The following is a 14508-nucleotide window of genomic DNA, read 5'->3' as shown; positions in this document are numbered from 1 at the left end:
GCCGGCTATAGGCACGGATACCAATAGATGCGCACACATTCCTATTCGCTGCGCAGGATGACTCTGTCGACGAAAGTCATCCTGCTGGCGATGCTCGCCGTGACACTCACCGCCGGCGCCATCTGGATTACGGTCTCGCGACAAACTTGGTCGCAGATGGAGGCGCGCCAGCGCACCAACGGCGAGCGCAACCTGAGAACTCTGGCGCTCGTCCTGGCGGCGCGGGTCGAGGGCGCGGCGGCGGATCTCGACGGCGTGCGCGTCGCCCGGGTGTCGACGCCGAGCCTGTCGGGCTTCGCCGATGCCCGCGTCGTGGACGACGCCGTCGCCTACTCGGGCGGCCTGGCGACGGTGTTCAGCTACGAGCCCGCCTCCGACAGCTTCGTGCGGCGCCAGACCACCGTGCGCCGGGAGGACGGGACCCGCGCGGTCGGCACGGCGCTCGCCGGCGACAGCCCGGCCCAGGCCGCGATCCGCGGCGGGCGAACCTACGAGGGGCCGGCGACCCTGTTCGGGTGGCGCTACCACACGGTGTACCAGCCGACGGTCGACGCCGCCGGCAAGGTGAACGGCATCCTGTTCGTCGGCCTGCCGATCGAGATGTACTTCGACGCCCATGCCCAGACGATGACGAGCCTCAGCGTCGCCGCCCTGATCATCGCGGTGCTGGCCTGCGCCCTCGTGGGGCTGGCGGCGGCGCGACTGTTCCGGCCCTTCGCGACGATCGCCGCGCGGATCGAGGCCCTCGCGGCGGGCGACTTGGACTCGGCGATCCCCCACGCGGCGCGCGGCGACGAGATCGGCACGGTGGCGCGCGCCCTCGAGGTGCTGCGCGTCTCCGGCCTGCGGACCCGGGAGCTCGAGAGCCTGCAGAGCGCGAGCGCGGCCGACGAGACGCGGCGGCGGGCCGCCCTCGACCGCGCCATCGAGGCGTTCCGGGGCCAGATCGTCCGCCTGAAGGACGCGCTGACCGCCAGCACCGGCGCGATGCGCGCCCGGGCCGGCGAGATGGCGGCCAGCTCCGCCGAGGCGGAGGCCGCCGTCGCCGAGACCGAGCGCGGCTCGCACGAGACCTCCGCCAGCGTCCAGACCGTCGCGAGCGCCGCCGAGGAGCTCTCCGCCTCCATCGCGGAGATCGGGACCCAGCTCGACCAGGCCGAGGCCCTGGTGGCCACGGCCGCCGCGGAGTCGGACGCCATGAACGCCGAGATCGGCGAGCTCGCCGAGGCCGCAGGGCGCATCGGCGCGGTGGTCGGGCTGATCCGCCAGATCGCCGAGCAGACCAACCTGCTGGCGCTCAACGCCACGATCGAGTCCGCCCGGGCCGGCGCCGCCGGCAAGGGCTTCGCCGTGGTGGCCGCGGAGGTGAAGGCGCTGGCGTCGCAGACCGCGCGGGCGACCGAGGAGATCGGCAGCCAGATCGCCGGCGTGCAGGCCTCGACGACGGCGGCCGTGGCGGCCATCGGCCGGATGGGCGAGCGGATGCGGGCGGTCAGCGCCACCACGGGCGGGATCGCGTCGGCGGTCTCGGCCCAGGGCGCGGCCACCGCCGAGATCTCCCGCAACGTCGCCGACACGGCCGGCGCCACCGAGGCCATCGCGGGCGGCCTGACCACGGTCGCCGACGCCGCGCGGCGCTCGGCCCGCATGGCCGCCACGGTCACCGAGGCGGCTCAGACCGTCGACGCGGTCGCGGCCGACCTCGAGGGCGAGATCGAGCGCTTCCTCGGTCAGGTCGCGGCCTGAGCCCTCAGAGCCCGTAGCGGGCGAAGGCCGCGCGCTCCGCGAACGCAGCCATCGCCCCCTCGGCCAGGTCGATCCCGCCCGGCGCGCCGCCCCGGCGCAGGATGCGGGAGAGCAGGCCGCCGCGCGCCTCGGCGACGAGGCGCAGGTCGACCTTCTCGCCGAAGCGCGCGCGCATCGCGGTGCGCACGTCGCCCAGGGCGTCGACGAGGCCGAGGGGCAGCGCCTGCCGCCCGGTCCAGACCGCGCCGGTGAACAGGTTCTCGGACGTCGACAGGCCCGGGCGCCGGGCCGTGACGAGGCCGGTGAACAGGTCCTGCACGTCGGCCTGGATGCGCTTCAGGCGCTCCACGTCGGCGGGTTCCTCCGGGCGGAACGGGTCGAGCATCGACTTCGCCTCGCCCTGCGTGTGCACCCGGCGCTCGACGCCGAGCTTCTCCAGGAGGCCGTGGAAGCCGAACCCGGCCGAGACCACGCCGATCGAGCCGACGATCGAGGTCGCGTCGGCGACAATCTCGTCGGCCGCGCAGGCGATCATGTAGCCGCCGGAGGCCGCGACATCCTCCACGAAGGCGATCACCGGCACGCCCTTCTCCTCGGCCAGCGCCCGGATGCGGCGGTGGATCAGGTGCGACTGCGCCGGCGAGCCGCCGGGCGAGTTGATCACCAGCGCCACCGCCTTCACCCCCGGCATCCCGAAGGCGCGCTCCAGGCTGCCCGCGACGCCCCCGATCGAGAGCCCCGGCCGGAGCGGCGAGACCGCCCCGATCGTGCCCGACAGTCGGACCACCGCGACCCGCGGGCGTCGGTCCCGGAAGCGGCGCGGGAGGAGGGCGCGGAATGTGTCGGGGAACGCGAACACCATGGGAGTCTTACGCGGCTCATCGGGAAGCCGGGCGGGAGACGGCCCGGAAGCGCCTGTCGTCGGAAACTGGGCGCTTTCCGGCCCCGCGCAAGGGCGGTGCGCGAGGGTGGTGCGCGAGGGCGGCGCATCTGCGCAGTCGGAACGGATCGAACCGTTTGCCGACCTTGGCCGTTTCAGGCGACGGCGCGAGCCTCGTGCCGGCCCGGATCCGCTGGACTCGGACGGGCGCTCACACGGGAGAGAAACGATGCGACCCTGGCCGATCCTGGTCCTCCTCGCCGCGCTGCTCGGCGGGCTGGCGAGTGCGCCCGCGCGCGCGGCGCCCCTGCCGGTCCCCGCGAGCGCCGAGGCCGCCGCGCCCGCCCCCGCGGTGCAGCAGGCCCACTGGCGCCACCGCCGCCACTGGCACCGCCGCCACCACTGGCGGCGCCACTGGCACCACCGCCGCCACCACTGGCACCGTCGCCATCACTGGCACCGGCACCACCATTTCCGCCGCCACTGGCACCGTCACCACGTCTGGCACGGCCGGCCCTACGGCCGCCCGTACGGCCACCGGCACGTCACGTTCTACTGAGCGCAGCCCTGCGCGTCCCGGCCCGATCCGGCCGGGACGCATCCCTGCCGGGACGCGCGCCGGCAGCCGCGCTGCGACCTTGCGGGCGGCCTCGGAAAACCTTATTTAACCGTCTGATATCACTGCTCTTCCGAGAGGCCGTTCCGGCGCATCGCGCGCCACCCGGGAACGGCCGTGAGCACCGCCCGTCCGGGCTTCAGAACGGATACCGACTTGGCCGAGAACGATCCGACTGGCGCCGCCCCGCCCGCCAGCGACATCCGCCCCGTCTCCATCACCGACGAGATGCGCCGCTCCTACCTCGATTACGCGATGAGCGTGATCGTGAGCCGGGCGCTTCCCGACGCCCGCGACGGTCTCAAGCCGGTGCACCGGCGCATCCTCTACTCCGCCTTCGAATCCGGGCACCTGCCCGAGCGGAAATACGTCAAGTCGGCGCGCATCGTCGGCGACGTGATCGGTCTCTACCACCCGCACGGCGACCAATCGATCTACGACGCCCTCGTGCGGATGGCGCAGGACTTCTCCATGCGCCTCATGCTCATCGACGGGCAGGGCAATTTCGGCTCGGTGGACGGCGATCCGCCGGCCGCCATGCGCTACACCGAATCGCGGCTGGCCAAGCCCGCGACCGCGCTGCTCACCGATATCGACAAGAACACCGTCGATTTCGGACCGAACTACGACGAGTCGCGCGAGGAGCCGACCGTCCTGCCGGCCCGCTTCCCGAACCTGCTGGTCAACGGCGCGGGCGGCATCGCGGTCGGCATGGCGACCAACATCCCGCCGCACAATCTCGGCGAGCTGATCGACGCCTGCGTGGCGCTGATCGACGATCCGGGCCTGACCATCGAGCAGCTCACCGAGATCGTGCCCGGCCCGGACTTCCCGACCGGCGGCATGATCCTCGGCCGGGCCGGCACGCGGCAGGCCTACGCGACGGGTCGCGGCTCGGTGATCATGCGCGCCAAGTCGCATGTCGAGGAGCTGCGCAAGGAGCGCGAGGCGCTGATCTTCACCGAGATCCCCTATCAGGTGAACAAGGCGACGCTCGTCGAGAAGATCGCCGAGCTGGTGAAGGAGAAGCGGGTCGAGGGCATCTCCGACCTGCGCGACGAGTCCGACCGGACGGGCATGCGCATCGTCGTCGAGATCAAGCGCGACGCCATGGCCGACGTGGTGCTGAACCAGCTCTACCGGTTCACGCCGCTGCAGAGCTCCTTCGGCTGCAACATGGTGGCGCTGAACGGCGGCCGCCCCGAGCTGATGAACCTGAAGGACCTGCTCCAGGCCTTCGTGGACTTCCGCGAGGAGGTCGTCTCCCGGCGGACCAAGTTCCTCCTCGGCAAGGCCCGCGAGCGCGCCCACGTCTTGTGCGGCCTCGCGATCGCGGTCGCCAACATCGACGAAGTGATCCGCCTGATCCGGACCTCGCCGGACCCGAACACGGCCCGCGAGGCCCTGATGGCCCGCGACTGGCCGGCCCACGACATCGCGCCGCTGATCGCGCTCGTGGACGACCCGCGCCACCGCGTCGCCGAGGACGGGACCTACCGCCTGTCCGAGACCCAGGCCCGCGCCATCCTCGACCTGCGCCTGCAGCGCCTGACGGCTCTGGGCCGCGACGAGGTCGGCGACGAGCTGAAGACGCTGGCGGACGAGATCGCCGACTACCTCGACATCCTGCGCTCGCGCGCCCGCATCCAGGGCATCGTCAAGGGCGAGCTCGCCGAGGTCCGCGAGCAGTTCGCCACCCCGCGCCGGACCGAGATCGTCGACTTCGACGGCAGCGTCGAGGACGAGGACCTGATCGCCCGCGAGGACATGGTGGTGACCGTGTCGCACGCCGGCTACGTGAAGCGCGTGCCGCTCTCGACCTACCGGGCCCAGCGCCGCGGCGGCAAGGGCCGCTCCGGCATGGCGACCCGCGACGAGGATTTCGTCACCCGCCTGTTCGTGGCCAACACCCACACGCCGGTGCTGTTCTTCTCCAGCCAGGGCCAGGCCTACAAGGAGAAGGTCTGGCGCCTGCCGATGGCCGCCCCGAACGCCCGCGGCAAGGCGCTGGTGAATATCCTGCAGTTGCAGGACACCTCCGAGCGCATCACCACGATCATGCCGCTGCCCGAGGACGAGGCGTCGTGGGAGACGCTCGACGTCATGTTCGCGACCGCGCGCGGCAACGTCCGGCGCAACAAGCTCTCGGACTTCACCACGGTGAACCGCAACGGCAAGATCGCCATGAAGCTCGACCCGGGCGACCACATCGTCCACGTCGAGATCTGCCGGCCGGACCAGAACGTGCTGCTGACCACCGCTCTGGGTCAGTGCATCCGCTTCCCCGTCGAGGACGTGCGCGTGTTCAAGGGCCGCGACTCGACCGGCGTGCGCGGCATCCTGCTGGCCAAGGACGACCGGGTCATCTCGATGACCATCCTGAACGCCTTCGACGCCAGCGCCGAGGAGCGGGCCGGCTACCTGAAGATGCGCCGCGCCGTGACCGGCGAGGCCGAGGAGAACGGCGACGCGGAGCCCGAGGACGGCGCCGAGGCGGCCGCGATCTCGCTCGACCGCTACAACGAGATGGGCGCGGCCGAGCAGTACGTGCTGACCCTGTCGGAGCGGGGCTTCGGCAAGCGCTCCTCGTCGTTCGAGTACCGGACCTCGGGACGCGGCGGGAAGGGCATCACGGCGATGCGGGTCAATGCCCGCAACGGCAGCCTCGTGGCGTCCTTCCCGGTCGAGGCCTCGGACCAGATCATGCTGGTCACCGACGGCGGCCAGCTGATCCGCGTGCCGGTGGACGACATCCGCATCGTCGGCCGCGCCTCGCAGGGCGTGACGGTGTTCAACACCGCCAAGGACGAGAAGGTCGTCTCGGTGGAGCACATCGAGGGCGAGGACGAGGGCGCCGAGGCCGGTCCCGAGGGCGGCGAGGAGGCCTGAGGCGCCGCCCGGTTCCGTCCGGCGCGAAAATGCTCTAGGTCGGGTCGCGATGACCCGCACTGCCCTCTACGCCGGCTCGTTCGATCCGGTCACGAACGGCCATCTCGACGTGGTCCGCCAGGCCTGCCGGCTGGTGGACCGCCTCGTGATCGCCATCGGCGTCCACCCCGGCAAGGCCCCGCTGTTCTCCGCCGAGGAGCGGGCGGCGCTGCTGAGCGAGACCTGCGGGCCGGTGGCCCAGGCCGAGGGTGCGGCGCTGGAGATCGTCACCTTCAACGATCTCGCCGTCTCAGCCGCCCGGCGCTGCGGCGCCGCGATCTTCATCCGCGGCCTGCGCGACGGCACGGATCTCGACTACGAGATGCAGCTCGCCGGCATGAACGGTGCCATGGCGCCCGAGGTGCAGACCGTGTTCCTGCCCGCCTCGACGCAGGCCCGCCCGATCACCGCGACGCTGGTGCGCCAGATCGCCGGCATGGGGGGCGACGTCTCGCCCTTCGTGCCCGCTCCCGTCGCCGCGCGCCTCCGGCAGCGCTTCGCCGCCCATTCCTGACACCGGCCCGACCCTGGAAGGACTTCGATGAACCGACGCCACGCCCTCCTCGCGCTCGCCCTGACGCTCGGCACCGCTCAGGCGGCCCGGGCCGCCGACGCCAACACGGTCTATCTCCAGACCAAGGACGGGCGGATCACCATCGAGCTGCGGCCCGACATCGCGCCCAAGCACGTCAAGCAGATCAAGACCCTTGTCTCGCAGGGCTTCTACAACGGCCTCAAGTTCCACCGCGTCATCGACGGGTTCATGGCCCAGACCGGCGACCCGAAGGGCAACGGCACCGGCGGCTCCAGCCTGCCGAACATCCCGGCCGAGTTCACGCAGTCGGCCCAGTTCCGCCGCGGCACCGTGGGCATGGCCCGCTCGCAGGATCCGAACTCGGCGAACTCGCAGTTCTTCATCTGCCTCGGCGACGCGCCGTTCCTGAACGGCCAGTACACGATCGTCGGCAACGTCACGGACGGGCTCGACGTCCTCGACAAGATCAAGAAGGCCGCCCCGGGCGCGCCGGGCGGGGCCGTCCAGGATCCCGACAAGATCGTCAGCATGACGCTCGCCGAGAAGGCCAAGTAGCGGCCGCATGCCGGGCCGGCGCGCCGCCTCGATCCTCCTGCTGAGCTTGATCCCGGCGGCCGCCGCGGCCTATGACGGCGCGCCGTTCTACGGCTACGCCGAGGAGCCGGGGGGCGGCTACCCGCTGAGCCTGCCCCAGACCCTGCGCGCCACGGTCCCGGTCCCGGTCGCCCGGATGGCGACCAAGCCAGCCGACACCCTGGCCGAGCTCTACCCGGCGCTCGCCGCCTGCTGGCAGGCGCCGGGCGGCCTCGGCCGCCCGACCGGCGGGTCCGACGACATCGAGATCACCCTGCGGCTCGCGCTGCGACGCGACGGCAGCCTCATCGGGCCGCCCCGCGTCACCTACGCGGCGGGGGTCGCGGGCGATCGGCGGAATACCCTCGTGCGCGGGACCCTCGACGCCCTCGCGCGCTGCACCCCGGTCCACATCACGCCGGGTCTGGGCCGGGCGATCGCGGGGCGGCCGGTGGCGCTCCGCTTCGTCTACCGCCCGCCGGCCTGAGCGCCGGCGAGACCGACACGGGCGCTGGCCGGATCCGGCACGCGCCGATACAGTTCCCCCAACCGGAAGGAAAGACTATGGCCGACAACGAGACCATCGTGCTGGAGACCACCAAGGGCCGCGTCGTGATCGCGCTGCGCCCCGACCTCGCCCCGGGCCACGTCGAGCGCATCAAGACGCTCGCCGCCCAGGGCTTCTACGACGGCGTGCCGTTCCACCGGGTGATCGACGGGTTCATGGCCCAGACCGGCGACCCGACCGGCACCGGCTCGGGCGGCTCCGACCTGCCGGACTTGAAGGCCGAGTTCAACGCCGAGCCGCACGTGCGCGGCACCTGCTCGATGGCGCGGACGAACTTCCCGCACTCGGCGAACTCGCAGTTCTTCATCTGCTTCGACGACGCCCGCTTCCTCGACAAGCAGTACACGGTGTGGGGCAAGGTCGTGGAAGGCATGGACGTGGTCGACACGATCAACAAGGGCGAGCCGCCGCGCTCGCCGGACAAGATCGTGAAGGCGACCGTCGCGGCGGCCTGAGCTCGGATCAAGCCTCACAGCCGAAGCCATCTCCCGATGGCTTCGGCTGTACCGTCTTTGCGAGCGGAGCGAAGCGAGCCAGTAGCGCCGCGTCTTCACGCGTCGCGCTGCCCTGGGTCACTTCGCTTCGCTCGTGATGACGGCGGGCCGCATCACCCGCGGTCCAGGGCTTCCGCCGCCGCCAGATCCGCCGGCGAATTGATGTTGAGGAACGGGTCCACCGGCTCGACCGGCCAGGTCGCGACCGCGGCCCCGTGGCGCGCGATGAAGGCGCCGACGCGCCGCTCGCCGCGTTCGAGATAGTCCCGAAGCGCGTCGCTCAGAGCCGTCGGCCAGAGCGCGATCGTGTAGTGCTGCCGCTCCCCTGAGGCCGCGAGCGCGATGCCGGTCTCCGGTCCGGCCGCGCCGAGGCGCGCTACCAGATCCTCCGGCAGGAACGGCGCGTCGCCCGACACGCTCACCACCCGCGCGATACCCCGCGCGCCGGCGTGCTCCAGCCCGGCGAGGATGCCGGCGAGCGGGCCTGGCTGATCCGGCACGGGGTCCGGCAGGACCGGACCGGGAAAGCCGGAGAACCGCGCCGGGTCGCCGTTGGCGCTGAGCGCCAGTCCCGCCCCGCATTGCGGCCCGAGCCGCTCGACCACCCGCTCCAGCAGGGTCCGCCCCCCGAGCCGCAGCAGCGGCTTGTCGCCCCCGCCCATCCGCCGCGCCCGCCCGCCGGCGAGGATCAGGCCCAGGACCGGCGGCGGAAGAGGCGGGGAGGGCACAGGATCACTCGAAGACGATCTTCGGCGCCGTCCGCCCGGCCGGAGCGCCGGACAGGTTCGCCCAGAGCTGGGCGGCGATGTCCCGGTAGACCTTGGCGTGCGGCCCCTCCGGATCGGTCGCCACCACCGGCCGACCGGCATCCGAGGTCTCGCGGATGGTCATGTTCAGCGGCACCTCGCCGAGGAACGGCACGCCGAGCCGCTGCGCCTCGTTCCGCGCGCCGCCGTGCCCGAAGATGTGCGAGGCGTGGCCGCAATTCGGGCAGACGAAGGTCGCCATGTTCTCGATCACGCCGAGGATCGGCACCGCGACCTTCTTGAACATGGTCACGCCGCGCCGCGCGTCGATCAGCGCGAGATCCTGCGGGGTGGAGACGATCACGGCGCCGGAGAGCGGCGTCGCCTGCGCCATGGTGAGCTGCGCGTCGCCGGTGCCGGGCGGCATGTCGACGAGCAGCACGTCGAGCTCGCCCCAGAGCACGTCGCGCAGCATCTGGGTGATGGCCGACTGCACCATCGGGCCGCGCCAGATCATCGCCGTCTCGGGCTCGATCAGGAAGCCGATCGACATGACCTTGAGGCCGTAGCCGACCATCGGCTCCATGGCCTTGTTGTCGACGACGTTGGGCTTGCCCGAGAGCCCGAACAGCTTCGGCACGGAGGGGCCGTAGATGTCGGCGTCGAGGAGGCCGACCTTCAGTCCCTGGGCCTGGAGCGCCAGGGCGAGGTTGCAGGCGGTGGTCGACTTGCCGACGCCGCCCTTGCCGGAGGCGACCGCCACGATGTGGCGCACGCCCGCGATCTGCGGGCCCTGGTTCGGCGGCGCGCCGGGCCGCGGCGGCGCGACCGGCGGCGGCGTCACGGGCCGGGGAGCGGCGCCGCTCTGGGCCGGGTGGCTCTGGTTCCGCTCGGAGGTGAGGCTCGCGAACACGCCCGAGACGCCCGGCATCTTCAGGACGCGCCCCTCGGCCTGGCGCCGCACCGGCTCGAACCGCTCGGCCTCGCTGGGATCGACGAGGATCGAGAACATCACGCGGCTGTTCGGATCGACCACGACCTGGGACAGCCGTCCCGAGCCGGGCAGGGTGGTGCCGGCGGCATCGACGGTGACGTCGGCGAGCGCCTTCAGCACGTCGTCGCGGGTGATCGCCAAAATCGTTCTCCACCGGGGCAAGCAGGTATGCCAGTGCATGTAACCGAGCGGGCCCAGAACACCAGACCCCGGGCCCGAGATCGGCGCGCGCCGGTGGCCCGCGTCCCCGCGGCCATCGCGCGCCGGAGCGGGGCGCCGCCCGGACCGTGCCGGCGTCAGTGCGGCCGGGCGATGAGGTTGCACGCCTCCATCGGGCCGCGCACCACGGTCCCGTCGCCGCGCCGGTAGACCCCGTGCCGCAGGCGACGGCAGCCGAGGGGGCCGCGCAGGCGCTTCACGCGCTCGATGTGGACGCTGCCGTAGCGGCGGTTCGAGAAGTCGTGGCCGCCGATGCGCACGCCCGGGCCGAAGCGCACCTCGGCGCCGGCCGGCCGAGCGCCGAGACAGAGCGCGCCCAGCGCCAGCGCCGCGGCCGTACGCCCCAATCTCCGAACACCTCGCATACGAACCTCCTCACCGCACGGGCAAGCTGAACCAACGGGAGACTGATCCGTTGTCGGGGCAGCCTTCGGCCGGGGCACCCTCCGGAGACCCCGCCGGGACCGAAACGACGCGTAGGAGACCACTTTCATGCATCAGGGCAACCACCGCGACCACGAGGGCGCGAAGAAGCTGTTCGAGCTCATCAAGGACGTGAAGATCGCCATGATGACCACCGTCGACTCCGACGGCACGCTCAACAGCCGCCCGATGTGGAACAACGACGCCGACGAGAACGGCGACCTGTGGTTCTTCACCAAGCTGCACTCGCCCAAGACGGCCGAGATCAGCAAGGACAACCAGATCAACCTCGCCTATTCCGACCCGTCGAGCCAGAACTACGTCTCGGTAGCCGGCAAGGCCGAGATCGTCCGCGACCAGTCGATCATCGACGCGAAGTGGAATGAGAGCCTGAAGACCTGGTTCCCGAACGGCAAGGACGATCCGGAGGTCGCTCTGATCCGCGTCCACCCGGAGAAGGGCGAGTACTGGGACAGCCCGAACAGCACGATGCTGCACCTCTACGGCTACGTGAAGGCCTCGCTCACCGGCGAGAGCCCGAAGACCGAGACCAAGAAGGTCGACCTCGCCTGAGGATCGGTCGTCAGGATCGGCGGTTTCGCGGGCGGTCTCCGGGCGGAGGCCGCCCGTCTTCTTGACGTGTGCGGTTCCGGCATGCGCTCTGCGCGTTCCAAGCGCGGCAGAGTGCCTGACGAATGCTCGATCTGGCGAAACGGGTCTACGATCACAGTTTCCGCATCGACCCGATCGTGCGGTCGCTCCTCGACACCGATTTCTACAAGCTCCTGATGGCGCAGACGATCCTGCGCCGGCACCCCGACATCCAGACCACCTTCGGCATCACCAACCGCACCCGCCGGATCCGGATCGCCGACGAGGTCGATGCCGGGCTGCTGCGGGAACAGCTCGACCACGCGCGGACGCTGCGCCTCAGCAAGGGCGAGATCACGTGGCTGCGGGGCAACGTGTTCCGCGGCCAGGGACGCATCCTCGGCCCCGAATTCGTCTCCTGGTTCGAGACCTTCCAGCTCCCCGAATACGAGCTCGCCGTCCATGACGGCCAGTACGAGCTGACTTTCCACGGCCCCTGGGTCGAGACCACCATGTGGGAGGTCCCGGCGCTCGCGATCCTGAACGAGCTGCGGGCGCGGGCCGTGCTGCGGGGCCTCGGCAAGCTCGACCTGCAGGTGCTCTACGCCCGCGCCATGACCCGGGTCTGGGAGAAGATCGAGCGGCTGCAGAGGCTTCCGGACCTGTCGGTGGCGGATTTCGGCACGCGTCGGCGCCACGGATTCCTGTGGCAGGACTGGTGCGTCCAGGCCATGGCGGAGGGCCTGGACGGCGCGTTCCTCGGCACCTCCAACTGCCTGATCGCGGCCCGGCAGGAGGTCGAGCCGGTGGGGACGAACGCCCACGAATTGCCGATGGTCTACGCGGCGCTCGCCGAGGACGACGCGGCGCTCGCCGCCGCGCCCTACGCGGTGCTCGCCGACTGGCAGGAGGATTACGGCGGCAACCTGCTGGTGATCCTGCCCGATACCTACGGAACCACCGGATTCCTGGCGAACGCCCCCGACTGGGTCAGCGACTGGACCGGCATCCGCATCGACTCGAAGGATCCGATCGAGGGCGGCGAGGAGGTCATCCGCTTCTGGCAGGATCGCGGGCACGACCCGCGGGAGAAGCTCGCGATCTTCTCGGACGGCCTCGACATCGACGAGATCGAGCGTATCCACGCCCGATTCCACGGGCGCATGCGCATCGGCTACGGCTGGGGCACGCTGCTCACCAACGATTTCCGCGGGCTCCTGCCGGACGGCAAGCTCGACCCGGTCTCCATCGTCTGCAAGGTCACGCAGGCCGACGGCCGGCCGACCGTGAAGCTCTCCGACAATCCCACCAAGGCGCAGGGCCCGGCCGACGAGGTCGCCCGGTACCGGCGGGTATTCGGTGTGGGCGCGCAGGAGGCCCTCCCGGTAGTGGTGTGAAGGGGGGTTCGTACCGTTTCCGGTTGATCAGATCGGTTCCGCCGTCCTTGCGAGCGGAGCGAAGCAATCCAGATAGCGCCACGCTCCCTGCTGTCCCGCAGCCCTGGGTTGCTTCGCTGCGCTCGCAAGGACGGAGCGGGCCGCACCGACCGAAGCGTTCAACCGGAAACGGTATCAGACCCGCTGCGGTGAAACACGGAGGCCGCCGACCCAGGGATGAATTCATTATCATGTCCGGCAATCGGGGCGCCTCGGGCGGCCCTGTCCGGGAGAACGCCATGTCGATGAATCGCCGCTCGCTCATCGGGGCCGCGGGCCTCGCCCTGACGGCGCCCGCCCTGCAGGGCGCGCAGGCGGCCGAGGCCGCGCAGCCGGCCGCGAAGGCAGCGCCGCCGCACGTCACGAAGATCCTCGCGCAGTGGATCCTGGGATCCTCCTACGACACCCTGCCGGAGCCCGTCCGCCGCGAGGGCGTGCGCAGCTTCCTCAACTGGGTCGGGGTGGCCATCGGCGGCTCGCACCACGAGACCGTCGACGTGGCGGTCTCGGCGCTGCAGCCCTTCTCCGGGCCGCCGCAGGCCGGGCTGTTCGGACGGACCGAGCGGTTCGACATCATGAACGCCGCGTTCCTCAACGGCGTGTCGAGCCACATCTTCGACTTCGACGACACCCACCTGAAGACGATCATCCACCCGGCCGGCCCGGTTGCCTCGGCGATCCTGGCCTACGCGGCGATGAAACCGGTCTCCGGCAAGGACTTCCTCGAAGCCCTGGTGGTCGGGATCGAGGCCGAATGCCGGATCGGCAACGCGGTCTACCCGAACCACTACGATGCCGGGTGGCACATCACCGGCACCGCGGGCGTGTTCGGATCGGCCGCCGCCGCGGGCAAGCTGATGGGGCTCACCGAGCAGCAGATGGTCTACGCCCTCGGCCTCGCCGCCTCGCAGCCGGTGGGCCTGCGCGAGTCGTTCGGCTCGATGAACAAGAGCTTCAACCCGGGCCGGGCCGCGTCCAACGGCCTGTTCGCAGCGATCCTGGCCGCGAAGGGCTTCACCTCGTCGGACGGCATGATCGAGGCCAAGCGCGGCTGGGCCAACACGATCTCCACCAAGCAGGACTGGTCGCAGATCACCGACGGGCTCGGCACCCGCTACGAGGCGCAGCTCAACACCTACAAGCCCTTCGCCTGCGGGATCGTCATGCACCCGACGATCGACGCGGCGATCCAGATCCGCGACCAGGACCACGTCAAGCCGGAGGACATCCAGCGCGTCGACCTGAAGGTCCACCCGCTCGTCCTGGAGCTGACCGGCAAGACCGCGCCGAAGACCGGCCTGGAGGGCAAGTTCAGCATCTACCACGCCGCCGCGGTCGCCTTCGTGGAGGGTGCGGGCGGCGAGAAGCAGTTCAGCGACCGGGCGGTGAACGATCCGCGTGTGGTGGCCCTGCGCCAGAAGGTGGTGCCGGTGATCACCCCCGGCGTCGATCCCGCGCAGGTCGACATGACCGTGACGCTGAACGACGGGCGGACCTTCCACCGGCATATCGAGCACGCCATCGGAAGCGTCGAGAAGCCGATGTCGGACGCGCAGCTGGAGGCGAAATTCACCGACCTCGCCGCCGGCATCCTGCCGGACGCGCAGGCCAGGAAGGTGATGCAGCTGTGCTGGTCTCTGCCCGAGCTGAAGGATGCGGGCGACGTGGCGCGGGCCGGCGTCGCGGGGGCCTAACCTGAACGCGAAACCCTCGGGATCGATTTCGCGTCCTGTGCCGTTCCCCGTCCGCGAGGCTTCCG

The 14508-nt window shown here is 71.2% G+C and carries 14 protein-coding genes; 10 read left to right on the top strand and 4 right to left on the bottom strand.

The window, feature by feature from the left end:
• Window positions 1-27 precede the first annotated feature (27 nt).
• On the top strand, window positions 28-1746 hold the full coding sequence (locus BMY19_RS16740) for a methyl-accepting chemotaxis protein (RefSeq protein WP_100252345.1): 1719 nt from the start codon (window positions 28-30) through the stop codon (window positions 1744-1746).
• Window positions 1747-1750: 4 nt separating this feature from the next.
• Here the strand turns inward: BMY19_RS16740 and BMY19_RS16735 are convergent, their stop codons facing one another.
• The gene (locus tag BMY19_RS16735; protein ID WP_100252344.1) at window positions 1751-2608 is read right to left on the bottom strand and encodes a S49 family peptidase; all 858 of its coding nucleotides are present in this window, start codon (window positions 2606-2608) and stop codon (window positions 1751-1753) included.
• A 247-nt stretch (window positions 2609-2855) separates the two neighbouring features.
• Between BMY19_RS16735 and BMY19_RS16730 the strand changes: the two genes are divergently transcribed.
• From BMY19_RS16730 to BMY19_RS16705, 6 genes are all read left to right on the top strand, one after another.
• Complete coding sequence (locus tag BMY19_RS16730; RefSeq protein ID WP_091977339.1) at window positions 2856-3185, top strand: hypothetical protein; 330 nt, start codon at window positions 2856-2858, stop codon at window positions 3183-3185.
• 213 nt (window positions 3186-3398) lie between these two features.
• On the top strand, window positions 3399-6131 hold the full coding sequence (gyrA, locus tag BMY19_RS16725; protein WP_091927538.1) for a DNA gyrase subunit A: 2733 nt from the start codon (window positions 3399-3401) through the stop codon (window positions 6129-6131).
• Between the two features lie 49 nt (window positions 6132-6180).
• The gene (gene coaD, locus BMY19_RS16720) at window positions 6181-6684 is read left to right on the top strand and encodes a pantetheine-phosphate adenylyltransferase (RefSeq protein WP_100252343.1); all 504 of its coding nucleotides are present in this window, start codon (window positions 6181-6183) and stop codon (window positions 6682-6684) included.
• 27 nt (window positions 6685-6711) lie between these two features.
• Window positions 6712-7260, top strand: coding sequence for a peptidylprolyl isomerase (locus tag BMY19_RS16715; RefSeq protein ID WP_020095390.1), 549 nt, complete (start codon window positions 6712-6714; stop codon window positions 7258-7260).
• A gap of 7 nt (window positions 7261-7267) precedes the next feature.
• Window positions 7268-7765, top strand: coding sequence for a hypothetical protein (locus BMY19_RS16710; RefSeq protein ID WP_100252342.1), 498 nt, complete (start codon window positions 7268-7270; stop codon window positions 7763-7765).
• A gap of 77 nt (window positions 7766-7842) precedes the next feature.
• Window positions 7843-8301 (top strand): peptidylprolyl isomerase, encoded by a 459-nt coding sequence (locus BMY19_RS16705; protein ID WP_010686120.1) that lies wholly within the window; start codon window positions 7843-7845, stop codon window positions 8299-8301.
• Between the two features lie 152 nt (window positions 8302-8453).
• Here BMY19_RS16705 and mobA read toward each other — a convergent pair whose 3' ends face one another.
• The 3 genes from mobA to BMY19_RS16690 all read right to left on the bottom strand — a co-directional run bounded on the left by mobA (window position 8454) and on the right by BMY19_RS16690 (window position 10664).
• The gene (gene mobA, locus BMY19_RS16700) at window positions 8454-9002 is read right to left on the bottom strand and encodes a molybdenum cofactor guanylyltransferase MobA (protein WP_244534938.1); all 549 of its coding nucleotides are present in this window, start codon (window positions 9000-9002) and stop codon (window positions 8454-8456) included.
• 70 nt (window positions 9003-9072) lie between these two features.
• Window positions 9073-10221 (bottom strand): iron-sulfur cluster carrier protein ApbC, encoded by a 1149-nt coding sequence (apbC, locus tag BMY19_RS16695; RefSeq protein ID WP_020095387.1) that lies wholly within the window; start codon window positions 10219-10221, stop codon window positions 9073-9075.
• A 155-nt stretch (window positions 10222-10376) separates the two neighbouring features.
• A complete protein-coding gene (locus BMY19_RS16690; protein WP_170862981.1) occupies window positions 10377-10664 on the bottom strand; it encodes a hypothetical protein in 288 nt (95 codons plus the stop codon).
• 127 nt (window positions 10665-10791) lie between these two features.
• Between BMY19_RS16690 and BMY19_RS16685 the strand changes: the two genes are divergently transcribed.
• The 3 genes from BMY19_RS16685 (at window position 10792) to BMY19_RS16675 (ending at window position 14443) form a co-directional block, all read left to right on the top strand.
• Window positions 10792-11295 carry a pyridoxamine 5'-phosphate oxidase family protein gene (locus BMY19_RS16685; RefSeq protein WP_024830124.1) on the top strand — a complete coding sequence of 168 codons (504 nt, stop codon included), beginning with the start codon at window positions 10792-10794 and terminating at the stop codon, window positions 11293-11295.
• 122 nt (window positions 11296-11417) lie between these two features.
• Window positions 11418-12710 (top strand): nicotinate phosphoribosyltransferase, encoded by a 1293-nt coding sequence (pncB, locus tag BMY19_RS16680; protein ID WP_091680394.1) that lies wholly within the window; start codon window positions 11418-11420, stop codon window positions 12708-12710.
• 278 nt (window positions 12711-12988) lie between these two features.
• Complete coding sequence (locus tag BMY19_RS16675; RefSeq protein WP_100252341.1) at window positions 12989-14443, top strand: MmgE/PrpD family protein; 1455 nt, start codon at window positions 12989-12991, stop codon at window positions 14441-14443.
• Window positions 14444-14508 lie beyond the last annotated feature (65 nt).

Origin of the sequence: Methylobacterium sp. UNC300MFChir4.1 (assembly GCF_900110155.1) — a bacterium.
Taxonomy (GTDB): Bacteria; Pseudomonadota; Alphaproteobacteria; order Rhizobiales; family Beijerinckiaceae; genus Methylobacterium.
Note: the sequence above shows the minus strand (reverse complement) of the source record. Positions and strands in the feature narration are given on the sequence as shown.